The 25,533-nt window shown below is 74.1% G+C and carries 20 protein-coding genes and 1 tRNA gene; 12 read left to right on the top strand and 9 right to left on the bottom strand.

The features are described from left to right. Positions 1-54: 54 nt before the first annotated feature. Positions 55-5,361: a WXG100-like domain-containing protein gene (locus tag BMX74_RS22690; protein ID WP_091102608.1), complete on the bottom strand. Its 5,307-nt coding sequence runs from the start codon at positions 5,359-5,361 to the stop codon at positions 55-57. Between the two features lie 8 nt (positions 5,362-5,369). Continuing rightward, positions 5,370-5,663, bottom strand: coding sequence for a hypothetical protein (locus BMX74_RS22685; protein ID WP_091102606.1), 294 nt, complete (start codon positions 5,661-5,663; stop codon positions 5,370-5,372). Between the two features lie 85 nt (positions 5,664-5,748). Here BMX74_RS22685 and BMX74_RS22680 point away from each other — a divergent pair, with 85 nt between their 5' ends. The 4 genes from BMX74_RS22680 (at position 5,749) to BMX74_RS22665 (ending at position 12,169) form a co-directional block, all read left to right on the top strand. Continuing rightward, complete coding sequence (locus BMX74_RS22680; RefSeq protein WP_055501249.1) at positions 5,749-7,215, top strand: aminotransferase class I/II-fold pyridoxal phosphate-dependent enzyme; 1,467 nt, start codon at positions 5,749-5,751, stop codon at positions 7,213-7,215. Positions 7,216-7,381: 166 nt separating this feature from the next. After that, complete coding sequence (locus BMX74_RS22675) at positions 7,382-8,530, top strand: carboxylate-amine ligase (RefSeq protein WP_055501248.1); 1,149 nt, start codon at positions 7,382-7,384, stop codon at positions 8,528-8,530. 49 nt (positions 8,531-8,579) lie between these two features. After that, positions 8,580-10,361, top strand: coding sequence for an N-acetylglutaminylglutamine amidotransferase (locus BMX74_RS22670; RefSeq protein ID WP_091102604.1), 1,782 nt, complete (start codon positions 8,580-8,582; stop codon positions 10,359-10,361). Continuing rightward, on the top strand, positions 10,361-12,169 hold the full coding sequence (locus BMX74_RS22665) for a prolyl oligopeptidase family serine peptidase (protein WP_091102602.1): 1,809 nt from the start codon (positions 10,361-10,363) through the stop codon (positions 12,167-12,169). Before BMX74_RS22670 ends, BMX74_RS22665 begins: the two co-directional genes overlap by 1 nt. A gap of 46 nt (positions 12,170-12,215) precedes the next feature. Here the strand turns inward: BMX74_RS22665 and BMX74_RS22660 are convergent, their stop codons facing one another. Then, positions 12,216-12,779: a hemerythrin domain-containing protein gene (locus BMX74_RS22660; protein ID WP_091102600.1), complete on the bottom strand. Its 564-nt coding sequence runs from the start codon at positions 12,777-12,779 to the stop codon at positions 12,216-12,218. Between the two features lie 474 nt (positions 12,780-13,253). On the opposite strand from BMX74_RS22660, the gene BMX74_RS22655 reads away from it, so the two are divergent. Further along, positions 13,254-14,360: a S1 family peptidase gene (locus BMX74_RS22655; protein WP_256257142.1), complete on the top strand. Its 1,107-nt coding sequence runs from the start codon at positions 13,254-13,256 to the stop codon at positions 14,358-14,360. 105 nt (positions 14,361-14,465) lie between these two features. Here BMX74_RS22655 and BMX74_RS22650 read toward each other — a convergent pair whose 3' ends face one another. Beyond that, positions 14,466-14,786: a DMT family transporter gene (locus tag BMX74_RS22650; protein WP_055501244.1), complete on the bottom strand. Its 321-nt coding sequence runs from the start codon at positions 14,784-14,786 to the stop codon at positions 14,466-14,468. Between the two features lie 42 nt (positions 14,787-14,828). Beyond that, positions 14,829-15,242: a DMT family transporter gene (locus BMX74_RS22645; RefSeq protein ID WP_256257141.1), complete on the bottom strand. Its 414-nt coding sequence runs from the start codon at positions 15,240-15,242 to the stop codon at positions 14,829-14,831. 69 nt (positions 15,243-15,311) lie between these two features. Between BMX74_RS22645 and BMX74_RS22640 the strand changes: the two genes are divergently transcribed. The 3 genes from BMX74_RS22640 to prfH all read left to right on the top strand — a co-directional run bounded on the left by BMX74_RS22640 (position 15,312) and on the right by prfH (position 17,947). Continuing rightward, complete coding sequence (locus tag BMX74_RS22640) at positions 15,312-15,728, top strand: MarR family winged helix-turn-helix transcriptional regulator (RefSeq protein ID WP_091102593.1); 417 nt, start codon at positions 15,312-15,314, stop codon at positions 15,726-15,728. A 309-nt stretch (positions 15,729-16,037) separates the two neighbouring features. Then, the gene (locus BMX74_RS22635) at positions 16,038-17,237 is read left to right on the top strand and encodes an RNA ligase RtcB family protein (protein WP_082534592.1); all 1,200 of its coding nucleotides are present in this window, start codon (positions 16,038-16,040) and stop codon (positions 17,235-17,237) included. Continuing rightward, positions 17,234-17,947: a peptide chain release factor H gene (gene prfH / locus BMX74_RS22630; RefSeq protein ID WP_091102590.1), complete on the top strand. Its 714-nt coding sequence runs from the start codon at positions 17,234-17,236 to the stop codon at positions 17,945-17,947. Before BMX74_RS22635 ends, prfH begins: the two co-directional genes overlap by 4 nt. A 123-nt stretch (positions 17,948-18,070) precedes the next feature. Here prfH and BMX74_RS22625 read toward each other — a convergent pair. The 3 genes from BMX74_RS22625 to BMX74_RS22615 all read right to left on the bottom strand — a co-directional run bounded on the left by BMX74_RS22625 (position 18,071) and on the right by BMX74_RS22615 (position 21,208). Beyond that, positions 18,071-18,141, bottom strand: a tRNA-Cys gene (locus tag BMX74_RS22625). A gap of 48 nt (positions 18,142-18,189) precedes the next feature. Beyond that, the gene (gene gabT, locus BMX74_RS22620; RefSeq protein WP_091102589.1) at positions 18,190-19,533 is read right to left on the bottom strand and encodes a 4-aminobutyrate--2-oxoglutarate transaminase; all 1,344 of its coding nucleotides are present in this window, start codon (positions 19,531-19,533) and stop codon (positions 18,190-18,192) included. 340 nt (positions 19,534-19,873) lie between these two features. Continuing rightward, entirely contained in the window at positions 19,874-21,208 is a 1,335-nt protein-coding gene (locus BMX74_RS22615; protein ID WP_091102587.1) for an aminotransferase class I/II-fold pyridoxal phosphate-dependent enzyme, read from the bottom strand. Between the two features lie 62 nt (positions 21,209-21,270). On the opposite strand from BMX74_RS22615, the gene BMX74_RS22610 reads away from it, so the two are divergent. From BMX74_RS22610 to BMX74_RS22595, 4 genes are all read left to right on the top strand, one after another. Continuing rightward, complete coding sequence (locus BMX74_RS22610; protein ID WP_091102584.1) at positions 21,271-22,053, top strand: YggS family pyridoxal phosphate-dependent enzyme; 783 nt, start codon at positions 21,271-21,273, stop codon at positions 22,051-22,053. 55 nt (positions 22,054-22,108) lie between these two features. Next, positions 22,109-22,945: a bifunctional hydroxymethylpyrimidine kinase/phosphomethylpyrimidine kinase gene (locus BMX74_RS22605; protein ID WP_176573259.1), complete on the top strand. Its 837-nt coding sequence runs from the start codon at positions 22,109-22,111 to the stop codon at positions 22,943-22,945. 83 nt (positions 22,946-23,028) lie between these two features. Then, entirely contained in the window at positions 23,029-23,733 is a 705-nt protein-coding gene (locus BMX74_RS22600) for a glutamine amidotransferase (RefSeq protein ID WP_055501237.1), read from the top strand. Positions 23,734-23,789: 56 nt separating this feature from the next. Beyond that, positions 23,790-24,320 carry an NUDIX domain-containing protein gene (locus BMX74_RS22595; protein WP_055501236.1) on the top strand — a complete coding sequence of 177 codons (531 nt, stop codon included), beginning with the start codon at positions 23,790-23,792 and terminating at the stop codon, positions 24,318-24,320. A 792-nt stretch (positions 24,321-25,112) separates the two neighbouring features. Here the strand turns inward: BMX74_RS22595 and BMX74_RS22590 are convergent. Further along, positions 25,113-25,322 carry a hypothetical protein gene (locus BMX74_RS22590; RefSeq protein ID WP_091102579.1) on the bottom strand — a complete coding sequence of 70 codons (210 nt, stop codon included), beginning with the start codon at positions 25,320-25,322 and terminating at the stop codon, positions 25,113-25,115. Between the last annotated feature and the right edge of the window lie 211 nt (positions 25,323-25,533).

Here is a 25,533-nt window from a genome sequence, read left to right as displayed (position 1 = left end):
CGCGCGAGCACGCCTCACCCGCCCTCCCCGCCCGGCGACCCGCGCGAGCACGCCTCACCCGCCCTCCCCGGCCCGCGCGCCCGGCGCGGCGGCGCGGGGCGGGGTCAGGGGGCGGGCGTTCAGTTCCGTGGCGCCCGCGGCGACGAGCAGGTTCTCCACCTGCTCCAGGCGCAGCCGCCAGGCCAGCTCCACGGCCTGGCGTTCGATGGGAGCGAGCCGTTCCGGGGCGGAGAACTCCGGCGCGCCGTGCGTGGCGACGGCGCGGCCGCCCGGGCCGAGCTCCAGCGTGTGCCGCACGTACGCGGGCGGGCCGCCGTACGCGGGGGTCAGCGCGACGGTGAACTCGGCCCGTCCGGAGGTCAGGCGGAGGTCGTCGAGCCGTCCGCGCACCCCGGTGACCGGGTCGGTGAAGGCGGTGACGCGCTCCAGCCAGGCGCGTACCGCCGGCTCCCGCGCCTCGCCCCTGAGGGCGCCCAGCGGCGACGACTCCCCGTCGCGGGGTGACGCCGCGGCGACCGCCTCGGCCCGGTCGCCCCACGGCGCCGCGGCCCGCTCCGCGGGCGTGGCCTCGCCCACGGCGGCGCGGACGGTCAGCGGCGGGTCGGGCGTCTGCGAGCGGGCACGGCTGCCGTGGACGGGCGGGAGGGGGTTCGCCCGCCGGTGCTCGTACCCGTCGAGGGCCCTGACGAGGAGCTCCGGCAGGACGCCGCGCCTGGCCTGCTGCCCGGGGGGCTCCCCGCCCGCGGCGACCCAGCCGAGGTAACGCACCTCGGCCGCGGTCACGACGTGCTCGGGCGGGCGCCCGAGCAGGGCGTTGACGCTCCCGTGCAGCCACGCCGCGTCGGGCGCGCGGCTCTCCGGCCCGCCGCCGAGCTGCCACACCAGCGCGTGCAGCCGGGTGAGCTCCGGCGTCGTGTACGGGTGCTGGGGCCCCGCGCCGAACGCCTGCCGTCCGGTCTCGGTCAGGGCGTCCACGTAGTCGAGGTGGCGTGGCATCAGGTCGGGCAGGCGCAGGCCGCCTCCGGGGCCGCTGAGCAGGAAGAGGGTGGCCGCCCTGTCGAGCCGCTGGACGTGGTCGGCCAGCGGCCGGTCCCCCTGCGGGAAGCGCCCGGTGTCGAGCAGTGTCCGCACGTGCTTGGGCAGGCCCTTGCGCTCCACCGGCGCCGGGCCCTGCCAGGCGGAGGGTTCGAGCGGCTCGGGGCGGCCGAGCCGGTGCAGCGGCACCTCGACGGCCGACGGGAAGCCGCGCAGCAGGTGGCCGCCGAGCGTGACGAGGTGCCGGTCGCGCAGCCCCGCGAGGGCGGGCAGCGGGCGCCCGTCCGCGCCGCGCAGCGCGTGGCTGTGGGCGTGGGGGTAGGCGAGGTCGCGGCGGTTGGCCCCCATGAGGCTGGCGTCGCGGGGGGCGTCGTCGGTGGCGGGCCGCCTGCTGCCGTCGCCGTGGACGCGGTACTCGTTGTCGAGCCCCAGCATGTGCCCCACCCGCTGCGCGTGGGTGACCAGCGGCGACGTGGAGGAGAACGACATGGTGCCCGACTGCTGCGTCCGGTCCGCGCGTCTGAGGCCGATGCGCTGCTCGGGCCGCGTCCCCGGCGGGGCGGGCTCGAACTCGACCCGTACGTGCAGCTGGGAGCCGTCCAGGGGCAGCGTGTGCTGGTGGTTGAAGTGGAGGTCGACGGCGTCGCGCACGTCGGACCTGAGCGCGGCGAGCTCGTCCGGCGTCATCCCTGCCTGCGCCTGGTAGCGGACGGTCACCGTGAACTCGCTGACCGGCCGCAGCGTGCCGTCGGGGCCGCGCGCCCACATCCTGCGCAGCTCGACGTCGGCGGCCCCGGGCAGGCCGCCCTCGACCTGCTCGGGGACGGTGTCCGCCCTGGCCTGCTCCCACGCCTCGGCGCGGACGGCGTGGCGCGGGTCGAGCGCGTACGCGTGGTTCTGCCCCTCGCGCAGCGCGGCCCGGGTGACGGGGTCGGGCGCCAGCGGGCCCCGGCCGGGGCCGTCAGGGGAGGCGCGGGGGACGGCGGGGCCGGGCGGATGGGCGAGGTCCGCGAGGTGGGCGAGGTCGGGTCCGCTCACCTCGCCGCCCGACGCCCGCAGCCTCCGCAGGCCGTCGGTGAGGGCCCGCAGGTCGGCGGTCCCGGCGGCGAGGGCGTAGGAGTGCTCGCCCGCGTACGCGAAGGAGACGGCGGCCCTGCGGGCGGTCTCCGCGCCGGGCGGCTCCCCGAGGAGCTCGCCCGCGGCCCGCCGCAGCACCCCGGCGCCGTTGTCGCGGGGCAGCGTCCTGCCGCCGTCGGCGGTGAACCACTCGGCCAGCCTGGCCAGGCCCTCGACGGTGCGCGCAGTCACGTGCTCGCGCCCGCCCAGGGCGTCGCCGAGCATGCCCCTGATCAGGAACCCGTACGGCATCCCGTGGTCGGGCGTGCCGCCCAGGAGGGTGGCCAGGCGGTGGAAGCGGAGGAAGTCGCGGGGGCCGAGCACGGTGACGTCCTTGCCGTAGAGCAGGGCGGCGGCGTCGGTGAGCGCGTCGGTGTAGGCGAGGTGCGCGGAGGTGACGTCCTCGCCGCCGAACAGGTGGTGGACGCGCTCCAGCCGCCTGGCGTGCCCGACGGGGTCGGTCCCTGGCGCGGCGGGGAAGCGGCGGTCGAGGTCCCGCAGCTCGGCGGGCAGCACGAGACGCTCGGCGCCCCGGGTGCGTTCGGCGAACCCGCCCCGGGGCGCGGCCTCGCCGCGCGCGGCCGGGAGGGGGTCGTCCAGCCGCACCAGGTGTTCGAGGGCGGCGAGGTGGCGGTCGCGCAGCCCGGAGAGCTGGACGACCGGCCGGCCCGCGCGGTCGGCCATGAGCTCCCCCGACGCCCACCACTGGTGCCGCAGCGCGTCGCCCATGAGACCGGGGTCGCCGGGCACGGCCGCGGAGGTCGGGGTCCTCCTGCCGGGCTCGCCCGGGTGCCGGTACTCGTCGGGCAGGGCCAGCAGGTGGGAGATCTCGTGGGCGAGCGTGTCCGGCGCCTCCGCCGCGTGCCAGGTCAGGGCGTCCGACCTGCCGTGACCCGGCGCGAACGTGACCACGCCGTCGGCCCCGGGGGCGGCGTTCGCCACCTCCTCGAAGGTGAGCCTGACGTGGAGCTGGCTGCCGTCGGAGAGGCGGTGCCGGTGGTTGAAGAACAGGTCGGCGGCCTCGGCGGCGCGGCGCTTCAGCAGGGCGAGCGCGCCCTCGTCCAGGCCGGGGGCGGTGACGTGGCGGACGCGGACGCTCAGCTCGGTCACGTCCCCGGCGTCGAGGCGGAAGCGGCGGACCTCGACGTGCGCGGCGCCGTCCACCTCGGGGACTCCGGTGCGGCGGTCGAGGACGCGTACGGGGGCGTCGGCGCGCAGGTGGGCCCACTGCCTGGCCTGGAGCGCCGAGCCGGGGTCCACCGCGTAGGCGCGGCCGTCGCGCAGCACGGCCAGCTCCCGCTCCGGGTACACGAGGCGGTGCGGCGTCCTCGTGTCGGGGTCGGGGTCGGGCGGGCGCGCCCGGACCCCGCTGGGGGTACCGGTGGGTTCGTGCGGGGCGCCGCCGGGGATCCCCGGGTCGGGTGACGGGGCGGCGGGCACGGTGGCGCGGTCGCCGAGGCCGGTGAAGGCCGTGGGCGCGTCGGAGAAGGCCAGCGGGACGCCGGGCGGCGCGTCGAGGATCGGCACCGGGCCGCTCGCGTGCTCGGCGATCTTGCCGAAGAGGTAGGCGGCGTTGGCGGCCCAGTCGCCCCGCCCGGCGGCCCGCATCTCCTGCAGGACCGTCTCCACACGGGGCCGCAGCACCTCGATGTCGCGCGGGTGCAGCGGGTTGTCCACGAAACGGGGCAGGCCGCCGGGCTCGGTCTCGCGGAAGAAGTGCCGCACCATCGGGTTCGCCGTGTCGGGCAGGACGTGTTCGAGGACCTTGTCGTGGTCGAACCCGCGCAGCACGCCGTGCTCGACCCGCAGGCCGCTGCCGCCCGGCCCGTTCCCGAGCCGGTCGTGGTTGGAGGTGACGGTGTCGAGCGCGCCCATGAGGACGCCGTGCCGGGTGGTGTCGTGGCCCGGGACCTCCCAGGCGCCGCCGGGGCGGCGCACGATCACGGGCTCCTCGCCGCCGACCCAGCCGACCCGTACGGTGCGGTCGCCGGTGATCCTTGTGGGGGCGACGTCCGCGCCGAGCGCCCTGCCGAGCTTGGAGCCGAAGTGCTCCCTGTCGCGCCGCTCGGCGCCGGAGAACTCCTTCTCCACCTCGGCGCCGTGCCGGCCGTCGATCAGCTCGGCCCTGACGGTCTCGCGTCCGGCGGGCAGCGGCAGCCTGACCGGCTCCCCCACGGCGCCGGTGCCGCCGCCGTCGCGGTTGAGGAGGGCGTCGAGGTGCCCGGACGGTTCGGGCGGCAGGTCGTCGAGCGAGGGCAGCGCCCGCGCGAGCCTGGTGGCGTCAGGGCCGGGCGAGGCACCGGACGACGCACCGGACGGCGCGCCGTCGGGGCCGGAGGGGGCGCCGTGGCCGGGCGCGCCGCCGGGGCCCGAGGAGGCGTGGTGGGCCGGGGCGCCGCCCCAGCTCGCCCAGTGCGCGTCGGCCATGCCGATGCCGCCCGCCGTCGCGCCCTTCAGCACCGCCTCCCAGTCGAGCGGCTGCCCCGAGGCGACCTGCGTGACGAGCGTGGCGGCGCCCCCGGCCAGGGCGGACTCCCCCATCAGCCCGAGGAGCGACCGGGGCGGGCGCAGCCAGGTCACGCCGGTGAGCAGCGCCCCGGTCAGCATGCCGGTGCCGACGGAGCCGAGGAGCTGCCCGACGTCGATGCCGTCCCTGCGGCGCTGGCTCGCCTGGAGGTACAGGTCCATGCCGCCCATGAGCGCCCCGAACAGGGCGATGTTGAACAGCAGCCGCTTGCCGAGCTGCCTGACGGTCATCCTGGCGGCGCGGGCCCGCAGCACCATGGCGCTGAACGCCACTCCCGAGGTGCCCGGCGTGAGCAGCGCCCACAGCAGCCAGCCGATCTGGACGACCAGCAGCAGCACGGAGAGCTTGATCATCCGCTTGGTGTACTGCACCTGGACGCCGAGGTCGTTCAGCGCGACGGCCAGCCGCACGAGGCGGGCGACCACGTCGGCCCGCCCGCCGCCGATCCGGTCGTTCACGTACGCGGCGAACGCGCGCAGCGCCTCGCCGTCCCAGACGGCAGGGTCGGGCTCCCCGGGGAGCCGCCCGCCGTGCGCGCCCCGCGCCATGTCACGCGCGGCGGCGACCAGTTCGTCGGCGAGCGCGAACAGGTCGGCCTCGCGCGCCTGCGGCCAGTCCATGCCGACCACCCAGCCGACCCAGGGGCGCGCCCAGGACGGGATGGGCACGCCGTCCAGCCACACCGCGGCGGTCAGGCTTCCGGCGCGTCCGCCGCCCGGTAGCCGGCCGCGGTGACGCGCAGCCCGTCGCGCGTACGGTCGAGGTCGGCGATGTGGGCGTGGAAGGCGTCGATGACGTCGGCCTTGAGCTGGGGGAAACTCTTCTCCAGCTCGGCGCCGTAGTGGTCGTGCCCCATGGGCCTGCCCGCCCTGGCGAACGCCTCGGTCACGCGGCGCAGCACCTCCCTGGCGTGCGTGGCCTCGTCGTCGTAGGCGCCGGCGCCGCGCATGATCCCCGGCCAGCCGGCCGTGTAGCCGTTCTCCACAGGGCGCGCTCCCGTCTCGCTGGTTGACAGGAGAACCTACCGCAACACTGGCGTTTCCCGTCAAACGGGGCGGGAAGCGTAGGGCATGGATCACTCTCAGGCGCCCGTGCTCGACGCGCTGCTGGACTACCACCGCACCGGCCAGCTCGTCTTCGGCCCTCCCGGGCACAAGCAGGGGCGCGGGACGGACCCGCGCGTGAGCGCCGTGCTCGGCGAGTCCGTCTTCCTCAACGACGTGCTCGCCACGGCCGGCCTCGACGACCGCAGGGGCTCGCGCGGCGTCCTGCGGCGGGCCGAGGAGCTGATGGCCGACGCGGTGGACGCCGACCACACGTTCTTCTCGACGTGCGGCAGCTCCCTGTCGGTCAAGGCGGCGATCCTCGCCGTCGCGGGGCCGCACGAGAAGCTGCTCATCGGCCGGGACGTGCACAAGTCGGTGGCGTCCGGCCTGATCCTGTCGGGGGTGCGCCCGGTCTGGGTGGAGCCGCGCTGGGACCCCGGCCTGCACCTGGCCCACCCGCCCGCGGCGGCGGCGTTCGAGGCGGCGTTCGGCGAGCACCCGGACGCCAAGGGGGCGCTGGTGACGAGCCCGTCGCCGTACGGGACGTGCGCGGACCTCTCGGCGATCGCGCGCGTCTGCCACGAGCACGGCAGGCCGCTGATCGTGGACGAGGCGTGGGGCGCGCACCTGCCCTTCCACCCCGACCTGCCGAGCTGGGCGATGGACGCGGGCGCCGACCTCTGCGTGACGTCGGTGCACAAGATGGGCTCGGGGCTGGAGCAGGGGTCGGTGTTCCACCTGAAGAGCGACTTCGTCGATCCGGGAGTGCTGAAGGCGCGCGCCGACCTGCTCGACACGACCAGCCCGTCGGTGCTGGTCCACGCGGCGCTGGACGGCTGGCGCCGCCAGATGGTGGAGCACGGGCAGGAGCTGTACGACCGGGCGCTGGCCCTCGCCGCCGAGGTCAGGGCCGCCGTCGGCGACCTCGACGGCCTGCGCGCGCACGGGCGCGAGGACTTCTGCGGCCCCGGCCGCGCCTTCGACATGGACCCGCTTCAGGTGATCATCGACGTGAGCGCCCTGGACAGGGCCGGCTACGCGATGGCCGACTGGCTGCGCGAGCGCCACCGGGTGAACCTGCACGTCTCCGACCACCGGCGGATCAGCGTCCAGCTCAGTCACGCCGACGACGAGGGGACGGCGCGCCGGCTGCTGGAGGCGCTGGGCGACCTGGTCGAGCACGCCCACGAGCTGCCTCGGGCGGCCGTCGAGGTGCCCGGCCCCGCCGAGCTGCGCCTGGAGCAGGCGATGCCGCCGCGCGACGCCTTCTTCGGCCCGGCGGAGCAGGTGCCGTGGGAGGAGGCGGCGGGCCGGGTCACGGCGGAGCTACTGACGCCGTACCCGCCGGGCGTGCCCGCGGCGCTGCCCGGCGAGCGGCTGGACGAGGCGGTGCTGCGTTACCTGAGGACCGGGGTGGACGCCGGGATGGTGGTCCCCGACGCGATGGACGGCTCGCTGAGGACCGTCCGGGTGGTCCGCGAGGAGGACTAGCGCCACGTGAGGAGCGACCCGCCGGACAGGGCGGCGGGCCGGGGTCGTCATGCGCCCGTACGGTCCGAGCAAAACCGTTATTAGGTGCAGAACATACGTTTTCGGGCATAAGCCCTAAATCTGGATAAATACGCATAAGTTGGGAGTGGTGGGTGTGCCGGGGTCCATGGGAGCGATTCGTGTCGGCGTGGAGGAGGAGTTCCACATCGTCGACGCCGCGACGCGGCGGCTGGCGCCCCGGTCGGACCTCCTGCTCGAAACGCTGCCGCGCGGCCGCTTCACCCATGAGCTGCAGCGGTCGATGCTGGAGTCGAACAGCGACCCCTGGCTCACCCTCGACGAGCTGGCCCGCGACCTGTGCAACCTGCGCGGCACCGCCGTCAGGCAGGCCGAGGCGCTGGGCCTGGGCATCATGGCGGCCGGGACGCCCCAGCTCGTCGACAAGGACGAGCTGAAGGTGTACCCGGTCCCCCGCTACGAGCAGATGCTGACCGACTTCCAGCTCCTCACCCGCGAGCAGCTCATCTGCGGCACCCACGTCCACGCCGAGGTGGCCGACCGCGACCTGGCCGTGGCCGTCGCGCACCGGCTGGGGCCGTGGCTGCCCCCGCTGCTCGCGCTCAGCTCCAGCTCACCGTTCTGGGACGGCTCCGACACCGGCTACGCCAGCTACCGCACCCTGGTGTGGCAGCGCTGGCCCACCGCCGGCCCGATGGCGCGCTTCCGCTCGGCCGCCGAGTACGAGGAGATGATCAAGGGGCTGATCCGCTCCGGCGTGATCGCCGACCCCGGGATGATCTACTTCGACATCCGCCCCTCGTCCCACGCGCCCACCGTGGAGCTGCGCATCTGCGACTCCTGCCCACGCGTCGAGGACATCGTGCTGATCGCCGGGCTGTACCGGGCGCTGGTGGCCAGGGAGCTGGAGGCGGTGCGCGCCGACCCGGACAGGGAGGTGCACCTGGCGGCGGTGCGGGCCGCCACCTGGCAGGCGGCCAGGTCGGGGCTGGAGGGCGAGCTGGTGGACCCCGTCGAGGGGGTGCCGCGCCCGGCCCCCGCCGTCATCCGGCGGCTGCTGGACGACCTGCGGCCCCACCTGGAGGCGTCCGGCGACTGGGAGCTGATCCGCGCCCTGACGGCGGAGGCGCTGGCGCGCGGCAGCTCGGCGCACCGGCAGCGGCTGGCCTTCGCCCGGCGCGGACGGCTGTCCGACGTCGTGGACGTCCTGCTGGAGGAGACCCGCTCCGCGCGCTGGGACCGGCCCGCGGGAGGCCCGACCCTGCACTCCCCCTCCCCCTGCCCGCGCGCCGCCTGAGCGCCCGACCGGGCCGATCCGGCTGACCGACCGACTCCAGAGGAGACGTATGTGTGGCGTGAGCGGCGAGATCCGGTTCGACGGCGAGGCGGCCGACATCGGCGCGGTCGCCCGGATGACCGAGACGATGCACGAGCGCGGCCCCGACGGGTCCGGCCACTGGTCGCTCGGCCCCGTCGCCTTCGGGCACCGCAGGTTGAAGATCATCGACTTGTCCGACAAGGCGGCCCAGCCGATGGTGGACGCCGCGCTGGGCCTCGCGGCCGTCTTCAACGGCTGCCTGTACAACTACCGTGAGCTGCGCGACGAGCTGCGCCGCGCCGGCTACCGGTTCGCGTCCACGTCCGACACGGAGGTGCTGGTCAAGGCGTTCCACCGGTGGGGGCCGCGCTGCGTCAAACGCTTCCAGGGCATGTTCGCCTTCGCCGTCCACGAGCGCGGCACCGGGCGGCTGACGCTGGCCCGCGACCGCCTCGGCGTCAAGCCGCTGTACGTCACCCGCGACGCCCGGCGGCTGCGCTTCGCCTCCACGCTGCCCGCGCTGCTCGCCGCCGGGGGCGTCGACACCTCCGTCGACCCGGTGGCGCTGCACCACTACATGACGTTCCACTCGCTGGTGCCCGGCGAGCGGACCGTGCTCGCGGGCGTGCGCAAGCTGCCCGCCGCCACCGTACGGACCGTCGAGGCCGACGGGACGACCGCGGACGTGCGCTACTGGGAGCCGTCCCACACCCGCGACGCCGTCCCGGGGGCGGCGGGGATGGGCGCGGGCGAGTGGCGCGAGGCGGTGCTCGACGCGCTGCGCGCCGCCGTGCGCAGGCGCATGGTGGCCGACGTGCCCGTGGGGGTGCTGCTGTCGGGCGGCCTCGACTCCAGCGTCATCGTCGCGCTGCTGGCCGAGCAGGGGCAGCACGACCTGCTGACGTTCAGCATCGGGTTCGACGCGGCGGGCGGCGAGCAGGGCGACGAGTTCGCCTACTCCGACCTGGTGGCCGAGCGGTTCGGGACGAAGCACCAGCGCGTCCGCGTCCCCGCCGACCGGGTGGCGTCCGCGGTGGAGCAGGCGGTGCACGCGATGAGCGAGCCGATGGCCAGCCACGACTGCGTCGCCTTCCACCTGCTGTCGCGGGAGGTCGCGAGGCACGTGAAGGTCGTGCAGTCGGGGCAGGGCGCCGACGAGGTGTTCGCCGGCTACCGCTGGTTCCCGCCGCTCGCCGGGGTGCCGCGCGAGCGGGCCGCCGACGTGTACGCCAGGGAGTTCTTCGACCGGCCGCACGCCGAGCTGGCCGGCGTCGTCGCCCCCGCCCACCTGGCCGGTCACGACGCGAGCGGCGCGTTCGTCCGCGGCCACCTGGACCGGCCGGGCGCCGACACCGCGCTCGACGCCGTCCTGCGCCTGGAGACGACCGCCATGCTCGTGGACGACCCGGTCAAACGGGTGGACAACATGACCATGGCGCACGGCTTGGAGGCGCGCACGCCGTTCCTCGACCACGAGCTGGTCGAGCTGGCCGCGGCCTGCCCGCCCGAGCTGAAGCTGGCGGGTGGCGGCAAGGGCGTGCTCAAGGACGCCGCCCGCGGGCTGCTGCCCGGGCAGGTCGTGGACCGTCCCAAGGGCTACTTCCCCGTCCCCGCCGTGCGCCACGTGGACGGGCCGGTGCTGGAGCTCGTCCGCGACGCCCTGACCGGCCCCGCCGCGCGCGGGCTGTTCCGCCGCGAGTGCGTGGACCGGCTGCTCGCCGAACCGGACGGGCACAGGACGCCGACCGGGGTCAGCACGCTGTGGCAGATCGGGCTCCTGGAGCTGTGGCTGCAGGCCCACGGGGTGTGATGGCGGAGCTGCTGACCGGCGGGGCCCGCCTGCCCGCCCACGCGGCGCTGACCGCGTGGAGCTGCCGCAGACCGGCGCTCGCGCCCGGCGACGACGCCGTCGTCTACGTCGGCGACGAGGACGGCTCGCCCCGTGTCTGGATCACGCCGCTCGCCGGCGGCGCGCCCGCGCACCCCGTGGACACCGGCCCGCAGCCGGTGGCGGACGTGAGCTGGTCGCCGACCGGCGAGCGGCTGGCGGTGCTGGTGGCCCCCGGCGGCGGCGAGCACACCCAGGTCTGGACGGTACGCCCCGACGGCGGCGACCTGCGCCCCCTCGCCGCGCCCCCGGGCGGGTCCGCGTCGTTCGTGCGCTGGACCCACCGCGGCGACGTGCTGCTCCTCGCCGAGACCTCCGCGGAGGGACGCACCGAGGCGGTGCTCGCCGACGCCGCCACCGGGGCGCGCCAGGTCGTCGCCGCGGGCCCGCTGCTGTGGCCCGCCGCCGCCAGCCGCGACCACGCGGCCGTGCTGCTGCGGCGCGGGCCGCGCGGCAGGAGGCGGATGTCCCTGGCGGCGCTGCCCTCCGGGCACCCGCCAGGCGAGGAGCGGGAGCTGCTGCCCGGACTGCCGGGCACGACCGACCACGGAGCCCTGCCGCCCCTGGGCGACGTGGCGTACCTGCTGTCGGACGCGGGGCGGGACAGGGCCGCGCTCGTCGCCGTGCCCGCGGGCGGCGAGGCCGCGGTGCTGGCCGAGCGGCCCGACGCCGAGCTGGACCGGTTCTCGCTCAGCCCCGACGGGCGCAGGGCCGTCCTCGTGTGGAACGTGGACGGCCGCTCCGAGCTGGCCGTCGTCGAGACGGAGACCGGGCGGGCCAGGGCGCTTCCCCCGCCGCCCGCCGACGTCGTCACCTCGGTGCGGACGTCCCTGGACGGCTCCCTGGCCGTCCTCGCGGCCGAGAGCCCGACCGAGCCGTCCCATGTGCTCGTGTGCGACCTGGACGGCGGCGGCTGCGCGCGGGTGGCGGGCGCGGGGCCGCTGCCCGGCGCGGCGGGGGCGGAACCGGTGCGGATCCGCGCCAGGGACGGGCTGGAACTGGCCGCCTGGCTCTACCGGCCGCCCGGCGCGCGCGGCCCGGCGCCGTTCGCGGTGCACCTGCACGGCGGCCCCGAGGACCAGGAGCGGCCCGCCTTCAACCCCCTCTACCAGAACCTGCTGGCCGCCGGGATCGGCGTGCTCGCGCCGAACGTGCGCGGCTCCGCCGGCTACGGGCGCGCCTTCCGGGAGGCCGACGACCTGGCGCTGCGCTTCCGCGCGATCGACGACGTCGCCGACTGCGTCGCCGCGCTCGTCCGCACGGGCGCCGCCGACCCGGGCAGGATCGCCTGCATGGGCTGGTCGTACGGCGGCTACCTGACGCTCGCCGCGCTCACCGCCCACCCGGGGATGTTCCGGGCGGGCGTGGACGTGTGCGGCATCGCGGACTTCGAGACGTTCTACGCCAGGACGGAGCCGTGGATCGCCGCCGCGGCCGTCAGCGAGTACGGCCACCCGGAGGCCGACCGCGACCTGCTGCGCGCGCTGTCGCCGCTGCGCGCCTTCGACCGGATCACCGCCCCGCTGCTCGTGGTGCACGGCGCCCGCGACACGAACGTCCCGCTGCACGAGGCCCAGCAGGTGATCGCGGCGGCCGCGGCGCGCGGCCTGCCGTGCGACCACCTGATCTTCCCGGACGAGGGGCACGAGATCCGGCGGACGTCCAACCGGGTCTCGTACGTCGGGACCGTGGTGTCCTGGCTGTCGCGCCACCTCCTGCCCCCGCCCTGACCGCGGCAGGCCCCCGGGCGGCCGCCGGCGGCGGAGGGAGCGGGGATCAGGAACGGCCGCGGCCGGTGAGGGCGTCGCGCAGGCGGTCCACCAGGCCGGCGCCCGGCGCGAGCAGCTTGTTGGCGGGCGGCGTGTCGGGCGCCGACGGGTGCGGCCTGGTCGGGGCCAGCTTCTTCGCCCTGGTCACCTTCTCCCCCAGCTCGACGAGCTGCTGCGGCGTGCACGCCTGCCGCAGCTTCGGGAACAGGTCGCCCTCCTCCTCGCGGATGTGGTGGCGGATCTCGTCCATCAGCCGGTGCACCGTCGGCCAGAACTCCGCGTCGCCCGGCTCCAGCCGCTCCAGGTCCTTCATGGTCCGCTCGGCCTCGGCGTGCTCCTTGATCTCGTGGTCGGCGACCTCGTCGCCGCCCGGAACGTGCTCGCGCGCCGCCGGGTACAGGTACTCCTCCTCGGCCACCGAGTGGCGCACCAGCTCGATCACCACCTTCTCGGCCAGGTGCTTGGCCTCCTCACCTCCGGTGCCGGTCAGTGCCTCCAGCCGGGTGAACATCTCCTCCACCTCGCGGTGGTCGGTGACCAGCACGTCGATGACGTCCTGCTGAGCGTTCACGGTGACATCCTCTCCTTCGCGATACGGGGGCAGTCGGGGGCAGTCGTCTCCCCGTTCCCGCCCAGCGCCCCCGAAACCTGCCCCGCCCGGTCCACCACGCCGCCCCTGTCACGACGTGCCGGTCACGCACATCGGCAGGGTGGGGGAAGACGCCAGGCGGGGCGGCGCGCGGCGCTCGACGCGCGGCGCGACCTCGCCTCCCAGCCGCTCCTGCTGCTGATGCTCGCCCTGTACGCTGCGCCCGGAGAGCGTTCCGCTGGACGCGGCCAGGCCGGCGGCCGCGCCGCGATGAGCGCGGTCGGTTCGGCGTAGAACGGGCGGGAGCCGATCCGATAGGAGATCCCATTCGCCAGGAAATCGACCTCTACATCGGTCATGACTTGTAGTCAAAAAAGCAGTCGGAAAGGTCTTGCTCCTGTCGGCGAATGTGTTCATATTTGCGGAAGGTCACCCCCACCCCCCAGGAGGCTTTCCGTGAGCATCCGTGGATTAGGCACCCGGCGCGCAGGTCTGATCGCCGCCGCCGGGCTCCTCGCGAGCGCGCTGCTGGGCTCACCCGCCCAGGCGTCGCCGCCCCCGTCGCAGCCCGGCGCCGACCCAGCGGCGGCCGCGGCGGCGGCCGAGAGCAGGCTCGGCGACCGCACCGCCGGGTCGTACTTCGACCAGGCCCAGGGCAAGATGGTCGTCACCATCACCGACCCCGCCGACGCGCAGGCGGTCACCGACGCCGGCGCCGTGCCGAAGGTGGTGCCGCGCAGCGGTGAGCACCTGGCCGGCCTCATGGCGCAGCTCGACCGCACCGCCCGGGTGCCGGGCACCGCGTGGGCCGTCGACCCCGCCGCCAACCAGGTCGTCGTGTGGGTCGACAGCACGGTCGGCGGCGGCGCGCGCGGCAAGGTCGAAGGCGCCGTCCAGCAGGCCAACCAGCAGTCGGCCGCCCAGCTCGGCGCGGCGGCGAGCGAGGCCTCGCCCGCGGTGCGCGTCGAGAACGAGCCGGGCAGGTTCCAGCTGTTCATCCAGGGCGGCGACGCCATCTACGGCGGCGGCTACCGCTGCTCCCTCGGCTTCAACGTGGTGAGCGGCTCCACGTACTACTTCCTGACGGCCGGGCACTGCGGCAACATCGCCTCGACCTGGTACGCCAACTCCAGCCGCACCACCGTGCTCGGCACCGTCTCCGGCAGCAGCTTCCCCGGCAACGACTACGCCCTGGTCCGCTACACGAACACGAGCATCGCCAAGCCGGGCAGCGTGAACCTCTACAGCGGCTCGCGCGACATCACCGGCGCCGGCAACGCGTACGTCGGCCAGTCGGTGCAGCGCAGCGGCAGCACCACCGGCCTGCACAGCGGCACCGTGACGGCGCTGAACGCCACGGTCAACTACGCCGAGGGCACCGTACGGGAGATGATCAAGACGACGGTGTGCGCCGAGGGCGGCGACAGCGGCGGCCCGCTGTTCTCCGGCGGCACGGCGCTCGGCCTGACCTCGGGCGGCAGCGGCAACTGCTCGAGCGGCGGCACGACGTTCTTCCAGCCGGTCACCGAGGCGCTGAGCGCCTACGGGGTGAGCATCTACTAGACGGGCACCGGCGAGCCCGGCCCGGCCCCGCGGCGCCACGCGCCGCGGGGCCTCTCCGCGTCTCCGCGGTCTCCGGGTCTCCGCGTCTCCGCGCGCCCGTGCCGCTCAGGCGCCGGAGGCCAGCTTGAGCAGGACGACGCCGGTGATGATCGCCGCGAACGACGCGAGCTTGGGCGGGGTGATCCGCTCCTTGTACAGCAGCGCGCCGAGCAGGACCGTGCCGACCGAGCCGATGCCGGTCCAGATCGTGTAGCCGACGCCGACGTCCAGCGTCTTCAGCGCCAGGCTGAGGGTGAAGACGCCGCCGGCGGCGGCCAGCAGCGTGAAGACCGAGGGCCACAGGCGGGTGAAGCCGTGGGTGGCGTTGGTGCCGAGGGCGAAGGCGATCTCGAAGACGGTGGCGATGCCGAGGTAGATCCAGGCCATGGGGATTCTCCGGTTCGGGCGGGGCGGTTGTCAGACCGCCGGTCAGGACGCCGCTGAGGACGAGGACGAGGATGTCGCCGCGGACGAGGACGCCGGGGGCGACGCGGGTGCCGGCGCGGCGGTCAGGCGGTCGGCGAGCTTCAGCCCGATGACACCGCCGATGATCAGGACGAACGCGGCGATCTTCATGGGCCCGAGCGGCTCGTCGAAGACGAGCGTGCCGAACACGACCGTGCCCACCGAGCCGATGCCGGTCCAGACGGTGTAGCCGACGCCGACGTCCAGGGTCTTCAGCGCCAGGCTGAGGAAGAAGATGCCGCCCGCGGCGGCGGCCACCGTCAGCAGCGACGGCCCGAGCCGGGTGAAGCCTTCGCTCGCGTTGGTGGCGAGCGCGAAGACGACCTCGAAGACGGCCGCCACGAGCAGGTGGATCCAGGCCATGCCGGTTCCCTTCATTTACTTGCTTGTACATGCATATTCTGTACATGCATGTAGGGTGGCTGTCAACGCGGGAGGTACGCAGTCATGAGCAGCAGGGACGACGAGGTCTGGGTCGGCGTGGTGCGGCTGCACGCCCGGGTGGAGCACGAACTCGCCGTAGCGCTCCAGCGGCACGGGCTCGGCCTGTCGGAGTACCGCGCCCTGTGCCACCTGTCGGACGCGCCCGGCGGCGAACTGCGCATGCAGGACCTCGCCGACCTGCTCGGACTCAACCAGAGCTCGGTGACCCGGCTCGTCGGACGGCTGGAACGGGCCGGGCTGACCCGCAGGGACCTGTGCCCGGACGACCGGCGCGGCGTCTACAGCGTGATCACGGACGAAGGCCGCGCCAGAAAGTCCGAGGCGACCTCGACGTACGAACACGCCCTCTCCACAGCCCTCGACCACGCGTCCGGAGAGCCCGGCCTCGACCGCCTGGTGACAGCCCTCCGCCACCCCTGACCCGCACAACCAGACGACCGCCCTCCCCTCCGGGCGATCGGAATCCCCGAAACCGGCGCCCGCCACTCCCCCGGCTCACCGCACTCCTAAGCGAGTGCCCCAGACACCCGATCTGCGCAGCCGTGCCGGTGGCCGCGCGGCCGTGCAGGTCCGTACGGCGGAAAATGGCTTGCCTGGCATGGCGGAGCTCAGAGAACGTTGTGTCCATGAGGCTCTGACGGACAGCACCCCGCTGCTTCGAGATGCCACGGCGCCGACTCGTGCCGTGATGCCGCCCGCCCATACCCTTCTTCAGCGAAGAGAGCGTCCTTGTCTGAGCGACACTCCCGGCAGGAGCTCCTGCCGCCGTCCCCTCCGGCCACGGGGTCGGCCACCGTCACCGTGTTCGCCTCCCCCGCAAGCTGGATCGAGTCCGATGCCGTCGCGCAGTGCCATCAGGTGGCCGCGCTCGACGGCATGACGCACGTCGCCGCCATGCCGGACCTGCACCCAGGCAAGGGCGCCCCCATCGGCGCCGCCATGGCGTCGACCGTCCTGTACCCGTTCCTGGTGGGCTCCGACATCGGTTGCGGCATCGCCGTGTTCCCCGTCAAGCTCAAGCGCGCCGTACCCGAGAAGCTCGCCGCCCGGTTCCCCGACCTCGACCGCGCGCTGGACCCTGAACGGGATGCCGACGATCCCGCCTGGGCCGTCGCGCAGGACGGCATACCCGCTGGTCACGTCGAGGGCCTCGGGACGGTCGGCCGGGGCAACCACTTCGTCGAGCTGGCGCGGGTCGGGACCGTCTTCGAGCCGGGCCACGCCGCCCGTCTCGGCCTCGCCGCCGGCGACCTGGTTCTCATCGTCCACAGCGGTTCCCGCGGGCTGGGCGAACGGATCCTGCGCGAGCACACCGCGGTCCACGGCGCTGGTCCCGCCCCTGATCCCGGCGCGTACCTGGCGATGCATGACGAGGCCGTACGGTGGGGGTCGCTCAACCGGCGGCTGCTGGCCGCCCGGGTCGCCCACGCGCTGGGGGCCGAGCCCACCGAGCCGATCCTCGACCAGTGCCACAACCTGGTCGAGCTCCGCGACGGCAGCTACCTGCACCGCAAGGGGGCGGCGCCCGGTGACGGCCGCGACGTGCTCATCGCCGGTACGCGAGGCACCCCTTCCTACCTGGTGGCCGCCCACGCCGGGCCGGACGCCGGCCACTCCGTGGCGCACGGCGCGGGCCGCAAGATGTCGCGCGCGGACGCCCTGCGCCGCGGACGGGCCAAGCACACGGTCGAAGAGCTGCGCCGCACGCCGATGGGGTCGCTGGTGGTGTGCGGCGACCGCCAGCTCCTCTTCGAGGAGGCGCCGACGGCCTACAAGCGCATCGAGCAAGTGATCGCCGACCTCGTCCACCACGACCTCGCCACACCCGTGGCCACCACGATCCCTCTGGTCACCTACAAGACGCCCGACCTCGGACCGGCCCCCCAGCGGGACCACCGCGACCAGCGCCGCAAGCGAGGCCGGCCGTGACCGTCCACCTGCTCCTGTCGGCCGGGCGCGGCCCGCAGGAGTGCGCGTGGGCGCTGGCTCGGCTGCTGCACCGCCTGGAAGGCGACGCCACCCGGCAGGGCCTGGAGATCCAGCGGGCCCACACGGTTCCCGGCGACCGGGCCGGCACCTACCGATCGGTCCTCATCCGAATCGCAGGAGACGGCGCCGAGGCGTTCGCCGCCTCGTGGACCGGAACCCTGTGCTGGCAGGCCCCCAGCCCCTACCGGGCCGGCACCGGCCGGAAGAACTGGTACGTCATCGCCCGGCCGTGCCAGGTCGACGCCCCGCGCACGACGTTCGCGGAAGCGGACGTCGACGTCGTCGCCTGCCGCACCGGCGGCCCCGGCGGTCAACATCGCAACAAGGCCGGCACGGCCGTACGGGCGACGCACCGGCCCACGGGGATCGTCATCGTGGTCGACACCGAGCGGCAGTTCAGCCTCAACCGCCGCATCGCGATGCGGCTGCTGCGACAGCGCGTCGAACACGGCGACGAGGCGGCAGAGCGCGCCGTCACCACCGCCCGCTGGCACATCCACGACGAACTGGTACGCGGCAACCCGATCCGCACCGAACGTCCCGAGACGTCGGATCAGGACCTGGCCCCGCAGAAACAGACGCGCCGACCGCGGCGGCAGGCCACCCGCCCCCGCCCACCACGGGGAGGGGAGCCTCATCCGACGGCATGAGGACCGCTAGGGCGGGAGCGGGCGGCGCCGCCGTCCGGCCGCACCGCCCGCCCGCCCGCCCGCCCGCTGCAAGCCTCGACGCTCGCCGCCGTCAGGAGGGAAACGGCTCAGTGGCCGGGTTTGAGGTGGAGGCAGGAGTCGAACCCGCGTGCACGGCGTTGCAAGTCGTTACCTTGCCTCTCGGTCACTCCACCGGAGAGTGCCCGCGGTTTCGCCGCGGGCACCCGGTCCTGCCGCTCCGGTCAGGCGTGGGCGGCGAGGGCTTCGTCGATGATCGTCAGTGCGTGCTCCAACTGTGCGTCCGTCGTCGCGAGGGTGGGCAGGAAGCGGATCACGTTGCCGTCGCTGCCCGCGGTGAGCAGCAGAACTCCGCGCTGCGCGGCGGATTCCGCGACCGCGGGCGCGAGCCCCTGGCGGGGCTCGTTGGTGCCGGGGACGCTCAGCTCGAAGGCGATCATCGCGCCGTGGCCACGGACGTCCCCGATGACGGGATGGCGGGCGGCGAGCGCGGTCAGGCCCTTCCGGAGGGTCGCGCCGATCCGCTGCGCAGCGGCGAAGTGGTCGCCGCGTTCCAGTTCGGCGAAGACGGCGAGGGCCGCGGCGATGGAGACGGGGTTGCCGCCGAAGGTGCCGCCGAGACCGCCGGGCTGCGCCGCGTCCATGATCTCGGCGCGGCCGGTGACCCCGGCCAGGGGCAGCCCCGCGGCGATGCCCTTCGCGGTGAGCACGAGGTCGGGCACGAGGCCGAAGTGCTCGGCGGCGAACCAGGTGCCGGTGCGGCCGAGCCCGGACTGGATCTCGTCCGCGATGAACACGACCCCGTTCGCGGTCGCCCACTCCTGCAGCGCTGCCAGGTAGCCCTCGGCAGGGACGATGAAGCCGCCCTCTCCCTGGATCGGTTCCGCGATGACGGCGGCGAGGTCCGCTGCCCCGATCCGCTGTTCGAGGTAGGCGATGGTCCGCGCGGCCGCCTGCTCACCGCTCAGCCCGTCGCGGTAGGGGTAGGAGTTCGGCACCCGGTAGACGTCGGGGGCGAGGGGGCCGAAGCCCGTCGCGTACGGCACGGCCTTGTGGTTCATGGCCATGGCGAGGTTCGTACGGCCGTGGAAGGCGTGGTCGAGGGCGGCGACGGCGCGGCGGCCGGTGTGTCTGCGGGCGATCTTCACCGCGTTCTCGACGGCCTCCGCACCGGAGTTGACGAACAGGCTCTTCTTCGCGTGCGTGCCGGGGGTCTTCTGGGCCAGCAGCTCGGCGAGGCGGACGTAGCCTTCGTAGGGGGTCACGGTGAACAGGGTGTGGGTGACCTTCTCCAGTTGCTCGGCGGCTGCGGCGATGACCGAGCGGTTGCGATGGCCGATGGTCGTCACGCCGATGCCTGAGCCGAGGTCGAGGAAGCGGTTGCCGTCGACGTCGATGAGCCACGGGCCCTCGGCGGAGTCGATGTAGACGGGCAGCGCCCAGCCGGCGCCGCGGGACACCGCGGCGACGCGGCGGGCGTGCAGTTCGCGGCTGCGTGGGCCGGGGATCTCGGTGCGCAGCAGCGGTTCCGGCTCCACGGCGGTGTCGGGGATGTCGAGGACGGACATGGCGGGTTCTCCTGTCGTGGCGGCGGCGGCGTGGCGTGGGCGGTCACGCCTGTTCTGTGTGGTGTGTGGTTTCGGAGTGTGGTGGGCCGGGAACCGACCCAGGCGGCCGATCGCGTCGCGATGCGCAGGTGATCGGGTCGGTCCCGGCCGCGGCGGCTCGCCGCTCACGCAGCCGTCCTCCCGGCACGAGGGGGGCAGGCAAGGCGCCGTCCTGGCGCGGCGCGGCGGTGATGGCGTGCTGAGCGGGTACGGACGCGCCCGGCGCGGAATCCGGCGACCCGCTCAACCGGGCGTTCCTGGACGGATCCGCGCAGGTCGTACAGCGCGGTGAGCGCCTGGGTCATGCGTGCGCGCCCGTCAGGCGGGGCAGAGCGGCGATCGCGGCGGCCAGGTCGTCGGCGAGGTTCTGCGTCGCGGTCTCGTCGAGGTCGTGCACGGTCAACCGCAGGTGCCGGGCGCTGGGCCCGTCCCGGTTCAGGGCGAACTCGTCGCCGGTGCGGGCCAGCCAGCCGCGGCGCATGAGCTGTTCGGCCACTGATCGGGCGTCCGCGTTCACGTCGACCCACACGTTCAGCCCGTCGGCGGCTTGGGCGGCGATGCCCCGCTGAGCGAGGACGGCGACGAACGATGCGTTACGACTCCTGTAGTGCTCTCGGGCGCGAGCGATCCGCTCCCGTGCCTCCGGATCGGTGAGGAGCCCGTGGGCGAGCCGCTGGAGCAGGTGGCTGACCCACATGGTCCCGGGGGTCAACCGCGCCGAGAGCCGGGTGGAGGTCTCCGGGTCGGCGGCCACGAGAGCCAGACGCAGGTCGGGGCCGAGGAACTTCGAGACCGAACGGACCAGCGCCCAGCGCCGGTGCGCTGGGCCGATGACGGTGTGATACGCCGACGAGGACAGCAGGGAGAAGTGATCGTCCTCGATCACCAGGACATAGGGGTGCTCGGCCAGCGCTTCGCGGAGCTGGGCGGCACGGGCGGCGGTCAGAGCCGTGCCGGTGGGATTGTGGGCGCGGGGTGTGCACACCACGGCCCGTACGCCCGCCGCCAGAGCCGCGCGCAGGCCGTCGGCGGTCATTCCTTCGTCGTCCACCGGCACCGGCACGGTCCGGTAGCCCGCCAGTCGGGCGGTGTGCACGCTGGTCAGGAAGCACGGGTCCTCCAGTGCCACCGCGTCGCCCTGCGTGAGGGCCTGCGCCAGGAGGCGCTCCACGGCGTCCACGGCGCCGGAGGTCACCTGCAGGCCGAACTCCCTGGGCTGGTCCGCGGCGAGCCACCGCGTCGCCCACTGTGCCAGCTCGGGGTCGGCGACGGCCTGCCCGTACAGCACCGGGGTCGCCGAGATGGACGCGAGCGCCGACGCGACATCGGGAAGCGCCCGCGGGTCAGGGTTGCCGCTGCCCAGGTCGCGCAGCACCGTGTTCGACGCGAACCCCTCCTGGGCGATCACGGCCGGCTGTGCGATCGACGTCCCGCCCCGTCCGCGGGTGACGGCCACCCCGGCCTGGACGAGCTGCCGGTAGGCGGCCACGACGGTGTTGCGGTTGACCCCGAGCTGCCCGGCGAGCTCACGCACCGACGGCAGCATGTCACCCGCGACGAGGGCTCCGCTGTCGACCAGGCGACGGACGCTCGCCGCGATGTCGCTCGCGGTGTGACCTGAGATCTGGCCGCTCATGGGCCACCCTTCCTTCCTGAGCCCCACGGAATTCGGCATAAGCCTATGCTAAGGTTTGACCTATGCCAAATGAGGAGGTCGCCGGTGTTCCCCACGCCACGGCGAACAGTGTCGACGACTTCGCCCGGAACATCGCCGCAGTCCGGGCGCGCATCGCCGCCGCGGCCGAGCGGTCCGGCCGCTCCGCCTCCGAGATTCGCCTGCTGCCGGTGAGCAAGACCGTGCCGGAGGAACGCATCCGCCTGGCGGTGCGGGCCGGTTGCCGACAGCTCGGAGAGAACAAGGTCCAGGAGGCCACCCGCAAGCACCGGGCCCTTGCGGACCTCGACGTGACCTGGTCGATCATCGGCCACCTCCAGACGAACAAGGCACGGGAGGTGGCCGCCTACGCCGCCGAGTTCCAGGCCCTCGACAGCATCCGCGTCGCCGAGGCGCTGGACCGGCGCCTCCAGGCACTCGGGCGCGGCCTGAACGTGTACGTACAGGTCAACTCCTCCGCCGAGCCGCAGAAGTACGGCATCCAGCCCGAGGAACTGCCAGGCTTCCTGGCGGCCCTGCCCCGCTACACGAGCCTGCGGGTGCGGGGGCTCATGACCCTGGCGATCTTCACCCCGGACACGGAACGGGTGCGCCGGTGCTTCACGCTCCTGCGCGTGCTCAGAGACCGGGCCCGCGAAGCCGATCCCGACCTCATCGGCCCCGGCGAGCTCTCGATGGGCATGTCCGGCGACTACGAGGTCGCGATCGAAGAAGGCGCCACCGTCGTCCGCGTCGGCCAAGCGATCTTCGGCGCCCGCGCCACCCCCGCGGGCGACTACTGGCCCGGCGCGGCGGGGATCGGATGACACGGTGCAGGACGACACCTCCCCGAGGCACAACGTGAGCTCCACCGAGGAGCCCGTGAAAGGGACAAGCGAACGGTGGGAGCTCGATCTTCGCCCTGTCGACGTGATCGTGTTCGGCTCCCAGCTCGCCTATGGCACGGTCGGCACGAACGCGTCACTACCGGTCCTGACGGGCGCGAGGCTGCGGGTCGCCACCGTGCCCACCACCCTGCTCAGCAACCTGCCGTCGTACCGCAGCGTCCACACCCACACCGTCCCGTCGTCCTGGCTCGCGTCCGCCCTCGACGACCTCACCGCGCTGGGCGTCGCCGAGGCGGCCGGGACGATCTGCACCGGGTACTTCGCCGCGCCCGAACAGGTGCGCGTCGTGGCCGAATGGCTGCGCGAGCTCCTGGCTCACCGACCCGGCCTCCGAGTCGTCGTCGACCCCACCCTGGGCGACGACGACGTCGGCGCGTACACCGACCATCACGTGGCCGACGCTCTGCGCGACCAGCTGCTTCCACTGGCGAACGGCCTCACACCCAACCTGTACGAGCTCGACCGGCTGCTGCCCGCCCACCCCCTCCGAGACCTCGACGAGTCCTCCCTCGCCGAGCTGGCCCGCGGCCTGCTCGGGCCCCGGGGCGAATGGGTCGTCGTCACCGGCGCGGACCTACCCGAGCGGGCCGACGTGACCGAACAGGTCATCAACCTGGTCGTCACTCCGGAGGACCACACCGTCGTGATCGAGGAGCGCGTCGACACCGCGGCGAAAGGCACCGGAGACGTGTTCGCCGCTTCCCTCGTCCGCGAACTTCACCACGGCGCGTCCATCATCGACGCGACCACGGCGGCCGCGGAAGAGGTCTGCCGCTCGCTACGCGCCCGCTCCGTCGCGACCCCGGGCTGAGCACCGGACATCACGCACGCGCGTAGCCGCGCGAGGAACCCGACGACACCGGCCGAGCAGAAGAAAGAACGGAGATACAGCGAATGACCGGGAACGCCCTGGCAATCCGGCACGTACCCTTCGAGGACCTCGGGCTGCTCGCCCCGCTGCTCAACGCGCGCGGGTACCGCACCTCCCATCTCGACGCCGGAATCGACCGGATCACCCCGGAAGCCCTGCTGCGAGCCGACCTCGTCGTCGTGCTGGGCGGGCCGATCGGCGTGTACGAGACGGCGGCGTACCCGTTCCTGGAAGCGGAGAAGGAGGCCATCGCCGCCCGTCTGCGCGCGGGTGGGCCGACACTCGGGGTATGCCTCGGCGCGCAGCTCATCGCCGACGTACTCGGAGCCGAGGTGCGATCCACCGGCCGCAAGGAGATCGGCTACGGACCCCTCACCCTGACCCCGGCAGGGCGCGACTCGGCACTCGCGCCCCTCGACGGGGTGCCCGTGCTGCACTGGCATGGCGATCAGTTCGCGATCCCTCCGGGCGCGACACGGCTGGCTGAGACGCCCGGCTTCCCGAACCAGGCGTTCAGCCTCGGCGACGAGGTGCTCGGGCTGCAGTTCCACCTCGAAGCCGACCACACCCGGCTGGAACCCTGGCTCATCGGCCACGCCCACGAGCTGGCCGCCGCCGGCATCGACCCCAACCGCGTTCGCGCCGACGCCGCCGCCTACGGTCCGGGGCTCGCCGGTGTCGCCATCGACGTCGTGGACGACTGGCTCGGCCGCGCCGAGACCGCCTGACCACAAGTGGTCGAGGGCGGTCAGTCCCGGCGCGCCCACGGGGCAGTACTTCCCGTATGACCGACCCGACCACGCCGTTCTCCCGCGTCAGAATCCGCACCGGCGCCCTCGTGTTCTGCGGCGACGACATCGCGCTGATCCGCCGCGACCGGCCCACCGGCTCGCACTACACGCCCCCGGGCGGCAACGTGAACGCGGGGGAAGACCTGCTGGAGGCCCTGCGCCGGGAACTCGCCGAGGAACTCCGGCTCGACCTCGACCAGGCGACCCCACCCGAACTCTGCTGGATCCAGGACCAGATGGTCACCCGGCCCGGCCCCACCCCGCCGGCCCGGAAGATCCACCTGATCTTCCGCTGCCACATCACGCCGGATGTGCGCGCCCAGCTCGCCACGGTGGAGCACGACGAACTGCCCGACGGCAGCAGCGAACCGGGGATCATCGAATGGGTCGACTACAGGAAGGCCGAGGACCTGCCGCTGTTCCCTCTCATCGGGCCCGCCGTCAGCGCCCTGGCCACCCCTCAGGCCCATCCCGGCCGGCCCCACCTGCCGGCCGTCACGGATCAGAACTACACCTGGGTCTGAGCGACGCACCGCCACAGCGGCCGACCGCTCCGGGCGCGTCAAGGGGGTGTGGCGTCGAACGCCTCCGCGCCGCTGTCGCGGGCGCTGGAGCCGACGGCTGCCATGACTGGCGCACGCCTGCGGGGCGACGGTCAGTGCCAAGCTCCGTCGGTACGGCACACGTCCTTGAAGCCGCCGTCCGCGTGGAACGGGCCGATCTCGGGGATGAGCGTCTTCAGGATGTGGACGGTGTCTCCTTCCACGATGCCGTTGTGGCGGTTCACTCCCCGGTGAGGATGATCAGCGGTGTCAGGACCGCGTGGTAGCGCTCGGCGGAGATCATCCACGGCTCTTCGGAGGGGAAGCTGGGGAAGGCTCGCCGCAGGCCACCCGGCGGCGGACAGCTCGTGCTCGCGGCCGTGATCGGCCTGCGCCTGGCTGCACCGCCTGGCCCGGCCCTCCGAAGGGGCGTTCGTTTCCTGACCTGATGGACTCGTTCTGGCCTCCGGGGCCGTTGATCGGCCTCGGTGGCGCCCTCGCTCTTCTTCCGGCATTCCTGGCATATGCGGCCACTGAATGGTCGTCTGCATCGCAGAAGCGATGGGAGGATCGGGTGCGCCTGGCAGCTCACAGGGACCCCGTGGCGCGGACCAGGGGGTCACGGTTCGCCCTCGCAGGGCCGGCGCTGGCACTGCCGGCCCGGAATCCTCCAGCGTCCACGGCGATGCGGGTGGTGGTGTTGTGGCGAGGGGGCTTGCGAGCGGCTCATGGACGAGGTGGGGGTCGGTCTGCCCGGCCGGCACGCGTGCGGGCTCACTTCCGGAACTTCACCTCGGGGTAGGTCTCGGAGGGGCCGTCCAGCAACTGCTCGTCGTCCCCGCGTAGGTGCCGGTCCATGAAGGCGGCCACGTAGGCCCGGGTGACCTCCAGCTCCCTGGCCGACTGCTTGGTCATCATCGCGTAGTCGGTGAAGGAGCCGTGGTCGCCGCCCTCCAGCGTGATCCAGCGCTTCCAGCCGGTCATGCGGGCCCAGTCGCGGGCCCCAGGTGGTGTCCTTGCCGCCCGGCTCGTGCTCGTCGCCCGCGCCCATCAGCATGAACGGCCGCTTCAGTCCCTGCTCAGGGACGGGCACGAAGGACGTGCCGTCCATGTTGACCCCCGCCCGCACCCGCCGGTCCTTCACCATGGTCCACGACGTGCTCGCGCCGCCGATCGAGTGCCCGGCCATGCCCAC

The organism is Nonomuraea pusilla, assembly GCF_900109355.1.
In the GTDB taxonomy this organism is placed as follows: domain Bacteria; phylum Actinomycetota; class Actinomycetes; order Streptosporangiales; family Streptosporangiaceae; genus Nonomuraea; species Nonomuraea pusilla.
Note: the sequence above shows the minus strand (reverse complement) of the source record. Positions and strands in the feature narration are given on the sequence as shown.